We start from the raw sequence: 6,256 nt of genomic DNA on the forward strand, positions 1-6,256 counted from the left end.
GCGTATGGCCGGGCCCCTGCGGCATCACATCCATGAAGGCGATGACCGCGTCATCCTCGTAGACACGGTGCGAGGGAATTTCGCCGCGCAGGATCTTGGCGAAAATGTTGTCGGTATCGTAGGCGGCCTCGGTCATGGCGAACGCTCCGGATTGTGCCTTCGTGTAGCGAAGGCGTCGAAATTCGGCAAGATAATCGTCGCCCCCCAGCCGGCCAGCCGGGGCTACTCCTCGAGATCCTTGCGGAACGGGGTATGCTCTTCCAGATATTCGCTCATCCGCTCCACCTCCTGCCGTTCGCGCCGAAGATAGTCGGCGACGGCGTTGCGCAGGCCTGGGTGCGCAATGTAGTGCGCGGAATGCATGGTCACCGGCCGGTAGCCGCGCGCCAGCTTGTGCTCGCCCTGCGCTCCCGCCTCGACCACCTTGAGCTTGCGCTCGATGGCGAAGTCGATCGCCTGATGATAGCAGACCTCGAAATGCAGGAAGGGATGGTCCTCGATGCAGCCCCAGTTGCGGCCATAAAGTGCATCCGAACCGATGAAATTGATCGCGCCGGCGATATAGCGCCCGTTGCGCCTGGCCATCACCAGCAGGATGTCGTCGGCCATGCGCTCGCCGATCATCGAGAAGAATTGACGATTGAGATAGGGCCGGCCCCATTTGCGACTGCCGGTGTCCATGTAGAAGGCGAAGAAATCGTCCCAGGCTTTCTCCGTGAGGTCCTTGCCGGTCAGCCGGTCGATTGAAATGCCTGGGGCAAGCGCTTCGCGCCTTTCCTTTTTCATCGCCTTTCGCTTGCGCGAGGCAAGGGTGGCGAGGAAGTCGTCATAGGTTGAAAAGCCTTCGTTGAAGAAATGGAATTGCTGGTCGGTGCGGTGCAGGAAACCGGCTGCTTCCAGCACCTCCACATCGCTCTCTTGCGCGAAGGTGACATGTGCGGAAGAGACACCGAGCTTTTGCGTCACCGCCTTCAGGCCCGCCGCGAGACCGGCCTTCACCTTGGCACTGTCCTCGCCCCTGGTGACCAGCAGGCGAGGGCCGGTGACCGGGGAGAACGGCACGGCACTTTGCAGTTTGGGATAGTAGCGGCCACCGGCGCGTTCGAACGCATCCGACCAGCCATGGTCGAACACATATTCGCCCTGGCTGTGCGATTTGAGATAACAGGGCACCGCGCCCAGCAATCTGCCTTGCCCATCCTCGAGCCGGAGGTGGTGGCCCTGCCAGCCGGTACGCCGCACGGCGCATCCAGAATCTTCGAGCGCGCCTAGAAAAGCGAATGAAACCAAAGGATTGTAGCTGGCTTCTAAATCGCCGCGCGCAGTTCCCGCAAAGCCATTCCATTCATCATAGGTGAAGGCGCCGATGCCGGCGGCGACGCGGATCGAATAGTCCGCATTGGCCGTTTGTCCGTCACCCTCATCGCCCTGATCCATGAGGCTTATTTAAGCTCCGTCCGGCCTGGTGCAAGTCACGTTTCAGACACTCAGGCGACTTTGACCAGATCGGGTTCGAACCCTTCGAAAGTCATCTGGTCGGCATATCTGAAGGTCAGGTCGACCGCCGGCTGGTCATGCACCGTCCAGGTGATAACAGGCATTTTCAGCCTTTCACGCACGAAGCTGACAAATGGGTTTGGCAGGTCGCCGGCGGCGTAGGAGGTGAAGGCGATCTCATGCGCCAGCATGGCGAAATGCGCCTCGATCAACCCGACGTCCTTGCCGTAGGCGGTGAGACCCCCTGGGATACCCGGCGCGTCCTTCGGAAAATCGCGGACCAGCCAATGGTCGAACGACATGATCGCCGCCTTGCCCTTGTAGCGCTTGAGCATCTTGCCGACGCTTGCCACCAGGCCTTCGTCATAGCCGGGCGTGCCTTTCAGCTCGACGACCAGTGGCACGCGGCCATCGACCAGGTCGAGCGCTTCCTGCAGCGTCGGCACATGGTCCGCCGTGCCACCGACCCTGAGCGCCGCGAGTTCAGCTGCGGTACGCTGCCAGACGAAACCATCCTGGCCGGTCAGGCGCTTGAGATCGCCGTCATGGATGATGACGGGAACGCGGTCGGACGACAGGTGCACGTCGCATTCGATGGCGTAGCCGCGTTCGGCGGCTGCGGCAAAGGCCGACAGCGTGTTTTCCCAGCGCGTCTTGTTCATGTCGTGGAAGCCGCGGTGGGCAACGGGCCGGGCGGTCAGCCAGGATAGCTCGGTCATATCTGTACCCTGGCTCATGCGACTTCGAAGATGGCTTCGATTTCCACTGCGGCATTAAGCGGCAGGCAGGCCGTGCCGACGGCGGAGCGTGCATGCTTGCCGCGCTCGCCAAGGGCGGCGACCAGGAAATCGGAGGCGCCGTTGGCAACCAGATGCTGCTCGACGAACTCGGGTGTCGAGGCGACGAAAACGGTGATCTTCACCAGGCGGCTGATCTTCTCGAGGTCGCCGAGTGCTGCCTTGGCCTGCGCCAGGATGTTGATCGCGCAGTATTTTGCCGCATCCTTGCCGCCTGCGGTATCGAGATCGCGGCCCAACAGCCCGCTCGCCTGCAGCTTGCCGTCCTTAAGCGGCAATTGCCCGGCAGTGAACAGCAAATGGCCGGTCCTGCAATAGGGCACGTAGTTGGCGGCGGGCGCGGCGGCGACGGGAAGCGTCACACCCAGATCGCTTAGCCGCTTTTCGATTGTTTCACTCATGGTATTTCCCTATTGCTTGGTGACGCCGCGCCGGCCGGGCCGAAATTGCTATTTTTGCCTCGCTTCCGCCACGACTTTTTTTAAGCTGGACCATCTTTCCCTGCGGCCTGCCATCAGTCGCGACGATCGGAGTACCTCATGCGCGCAACGCGCCTCGCATTCCATGCCGTCCTGTTGTCGGGGATATTCTCGATAGGCCCTGTCTTCGCAGCGCCGGCGCTGCAAGCCCACCGCGCCGTCTACGATCTTACCCTGAAAAAGGCTTCCGATCAGTCCGGCATCACGGGCATATCCGGCCGCATGGTCTATGAGTTCAACGGCTCGGCCTGCGAAGGCTATACGGTGAAATTCCGCTTCGTCACCCAGATCGTCACCGCTGACGGCACGAAGCTGACGGACCAGCAGACGACAACTTTCGAGGACGCCGAAGGCAAGACCTTTTCGTTCGTGACGAAATCCTTTTCCGACCAGAACCTCGACAAGGAGGTCAAGGGCATAGCCACGAAAGAGGCCAAGGGCCTGAAGGTCGATATCGACAAGCCCGAAAAGAACAGCGTCGAGCTGGCGACAACCCAATTCCCGACCCAGCATTTGGTCGAATTGATCGGCAAGGCCGAAAAAGGCGAGAATTTTTACGAAACCAACCTGTTCGACGGTTCCGAAGACGCCAACAAGGTGATGACCACCACCGTCGTTGTCGGCAAGAAAACCGATGCCGACAAGGCCGACCCGGAAGCTTCGGCACTGGCAAAGCTCGCCACCGACAAATACTGGCCGGTCGACATCGCCTATTTCGACGACACCAACAAGACCGGCGAAGAGGTTCCGGAATACCGTATCAGCTTCAAGCTGCATGAGAACGGCATCACCCGCGATCTCGTCATGGACTATGGCGACTTCTCGATGACCGGCAAGCTGGTCAACCTGTCGCTGTTCGACCAGACAAAACCTTGTCCCGCCAAATAGTGCCTGTCTAGGCAGCTGATTTGCCACGGCACGGCGTGGTCGTAACGAACGACTTGAACGTGCCGCAATCGTCCCTCAACCTCTTCCAGCGTCCAGGCGCGAGGGGGATCAGCTTGAGCAGGATCGATACGTTCGTCGCGCCGCGGCCCAACCCGGCACTGATCAGGGCCATGACATCCGTCAACCGGATCGTCATGCTGCGCGGCATTCCCGGGTTTCGGGATCTGTTGCCGTTCAATCGCCTGGCCGGTCTGCGCGGCGTCTCAAATGTCCGCCATATCGACTTTCCCGACGCCGATCTTGAGCGGCTGAAGGCCAGTTGCGGGGCAGGGAAGGCGACCTTCATCACGCCCAATCATCCCGAGTTCTTCACCGACTGGATGATCGACAAGGAAATCGTGTCGCAGGTCAGCCCGCTCACGGCCTCATGGGCGACCAATGGTGTCGTCAACGGCCTTGGCCGGCTGATGCAGAAGTTCTGGCTGGCCAACAATCTGATCGCCCAGATTCCCGGCAACAGCGGGGCAGCGAAGGAACACTCGATCGCCTGGGCCTTGAAAGGCCATGGCGTGCTGCTGCATCCCGAAGGCGGCGTCGGCTGGCATGCCAATGTCGTTGCGCCTTTGCTGCCGGGTGCCGTCGAGATGGGACTGGAGGCCCTCAAGCGCGGTCGGGCCACGGATCCCAATTTCAAGGTCTGGATCGCGCCCGTCGTCTGGAAGCTTGCCTTCACCGGCAACGTCGAAGCGGCACTGGCGAAGGAATGCGCCTATGTCGAGAAAAACCTCAAAATAGAACGCCAGGCGACCGACACGCTGCCGCAGCGCATTCACCATGTCTATTCGACACTGCTGGCCCGCGATGAAGCTGCCACCGGCATGCCGTTCGACCAAGGCGCTTCCTATGCCCAGCGTCAGAGGGTTTTGGTCACCGAGCTCAGCCGCCAGCTCGGCAAAAGCATCTCAGCCGACATTGATGTCACCGACATCACCGAGATTCTGCGGCGGGCGCGCCGCTGGCAGCGCGAAAACACTGGCGATGCCGAACGGCAAAGGCAGGTCCGCGCGCTCGTCGATAGGGTTCAGAGGCTGCAACGCGTCGGACCCTGGGCCTGCGCCAATCCGCGCATTAGCCAGGAGGAGATCGCCGAACATCTGAAGCGGATCCGCAACGACTATTGTCGGGGCGGGCTGCGCGACACGATGAACCGATTCGTTCCGCAGCCGGCCGGGCCGCGTTGCGCCCACATCCGGGTGCCGGAGGCACTGGGCTTGCATGAGCATACGGGCTCGATCGACGATGCGGTTGCCGATCTGCACCGTCGCATGCAGGATACAGTCACCAACATCGTCGCCGAGCTTGCAGCCAATGGCGGCTTCATTTTCTATCCGAATCCATTCTATCGTCACTGACATCAGCCGGGCCATGTGGCCGACTGTCGTGACGGATGGAAGGCAGACAGCAAGCTTTATGGCAGCCTATGTCGACGCAGCGATCTGGAACTGGGCCGGCCATCGCTGGTGCCATCTGTTGGCCGACGACACCGACGAGTTGCATCGCTTTGCCGCGCATCTTGGCGTCAAGCGCTCATCCTACCAAGGGCCGCCCAAGACATCGGCGCCGCATTATGACATAACCGGCTTCGAGCGTGACCGTGCGGTGCGGCTCGGCGCCATCGAATGCAGCCGCGAGGAGATCGTCGCGGTCTTCCGGCGGGTGCGGGTGCCGAACGGCAAGATAAAGCGCTGACGGCAGCGCGCGGATCGTCGCACGCCGTACACAGGTCCCACGGCGCTTGCGTTTATCGCGCATCCCCTCTATATGCGCGCTCATTCCACACACGGACTTTGGTGTCTGCCCGGGAGAAATCCGGCTGAAACCTCCGGTGGCGTTCGAGGACAAAGTCCAAAAATGCCTGTGTCCGTGGAGGCTAACCGGAAAGGAACTTTGAATGGCACTGCCTGATTTCAGCATGCGCCAGCTTTTGGAAGCTGGCATTCACTTCGGCCACCAGACCCATCGCTGGAACCCGAAAATGGCGCCCTACATCTATGGCGCCCGCAACAACATCCACATCATCGACCTCTCGCAGACGGTGCCTTTGCTGCACCAGGCGCTGAAGCAGGTTTCCGACACCGTCGCCAAGGGCGGCCGCGTGCTGTTCGTCGGCACCAAGCGCCAGGCGTCCGACATCGTCGCCGATGCGGCACAGCGTTCGGCTCAGTACTACGTCAACTCGCGTTGGCTCGGCGGCATGCTGACCAACTGGAAGACGATCTCGAATTCGATCCAGCGCCTGCGCAAGCTCGACGAGATGCTGGCCGGCGAGGCGCAAGGGTTGACCAAGAAGGAACGCCTGAACCTCGACCGCGAGCGCGAGAAGCTCGACAAGGCGCTGGGCGGCATCAAGGACATGGGCTCGACGCCCGACCTGATGTTCGTGATCGACACCAACAAGGAAGCGATCGCCATTCTCGAGGCCAAGCGCCTCGGCATTCCGGTCGTCGCCATCATCGATTCGAACTGCGATCCGGACAAGATCGACTTCCCGATCCCCGGCAATGACGACGCGGCCCGCGCCATCCAGCTCTATTG

Annotated in this window: 8 protein-coding genes; 4 read left to right on the forward strand and 4 right to left on the reverse strand. The window is 61.2% G+C overall.

The window, feature by feature from the left end:
- The 4 genes from EN994_RS36065 to EN994_RS13825 form a co-directional block, all read right to left on the reverse strand.
- On the reverse strand, positions 1-136 hold a 136-nt coding region (locus tag EN994_RS36065; protein ID WP_127307591.1), incomplete at its 3' end, for an HIT domain-containing protein.
- A gap of 86 nt (positions 137-222) precedes the next feature.
- Positions 223-1,437 (reverse strand): GNAT family N-acetyltransferase, encoded by a 1,215-nt coding sequence (locus tag EN994_RS13815; RefSeq protein WP_063167961.1) that lies wholly within the window; start codon positions 1,435-1,437, stop codon positions 223-225.
- Positions 1,438-1,487: 50 nt separating this feature from the next.
- Positions 1,488-2,216 (reverse strand): glycerophosphodiester phosphodiesterase, encoded by a 729-nt coding sequence (locus EN994_RS13820; protein ID WP_063170232.1) that lies wholly within the window; start codon positions 2,214-2,216, stop codon positions 1,488-1,490.
- 14 nt (positions 2,217-2,230) lie between these two features.
- Entirely contained in the window at positions 2,231-2,695 is a 465-nt protein-coding gene (locus tag EN994_RS13825; protein ID WP_063167962.1) for a RidA family protein, read from the reverse strand.
- 138 nt (positions 2,696-2,833) lie between these two features.
- Between EN994_RS13825 and EN994_RS13830 the strand changes: the two genes are divergently transcribed.
- From EN994_RS13830 to rpsB, 4 genes are all read left to right on the forward strand, one after another.
- Positions 2,834-3,661, forward strand: a complete 828-nt coding sequence (locus tag EN994_RS13830) for a cell envelope integrity EipB family protein (protein ID WP_063167963.1) — start codon at positions 2,834-2,836, stop codon at positions 3,659-3,661.
- 113 nt (positions 3,662-3,774) lie between these two features.
- Positions 3,775-5,073, forward strand: coding sequence for a hypothetical protein (locus tag EN994_RS13835; protein ID WP_063167964.1), 1,299 nt, complete (start codon positions 3,775-3,777; stop codon positions 5,071-5,073).
- A gap of 58 nt (positions 5,074-5,131) precedes the next feature.
- Positions 5,132-5,410 carry a DUF4031 domain-containing protein gene (locus EN994_RS13840; protein ID WP_013531766.1) on the forward strand — a complete coding sequence of 93 codons (279 nt, stop codon included), beginning with the start codon at positions 5,132-5,134 and terminating at the stop codon, positions 5,408-5,410.
- 202 nt (positions 5,411-5,612) lie between these two features.
- On the forward strand, positions 5,613-6,256 hold a 644-nt coding region (rpsB, locus tag EN994_RS13845; protein ID WP_127307592.1), incomplete at its 3' end, for a 30S ribosomal protein S2.

Origin of the sequence: Mesorhizobium sp. M7A.F.Ca.CA.002.09.1.1, from assembly GCF_003998555.1 — a bacterium.
Classification (GTDB): Bacteria; Pseudomonadota; Alphaproteobacteria; order Rhizobiales; family Rhizobiaceae; genus Mesorhizobium; species Mesorhizobium ciceri.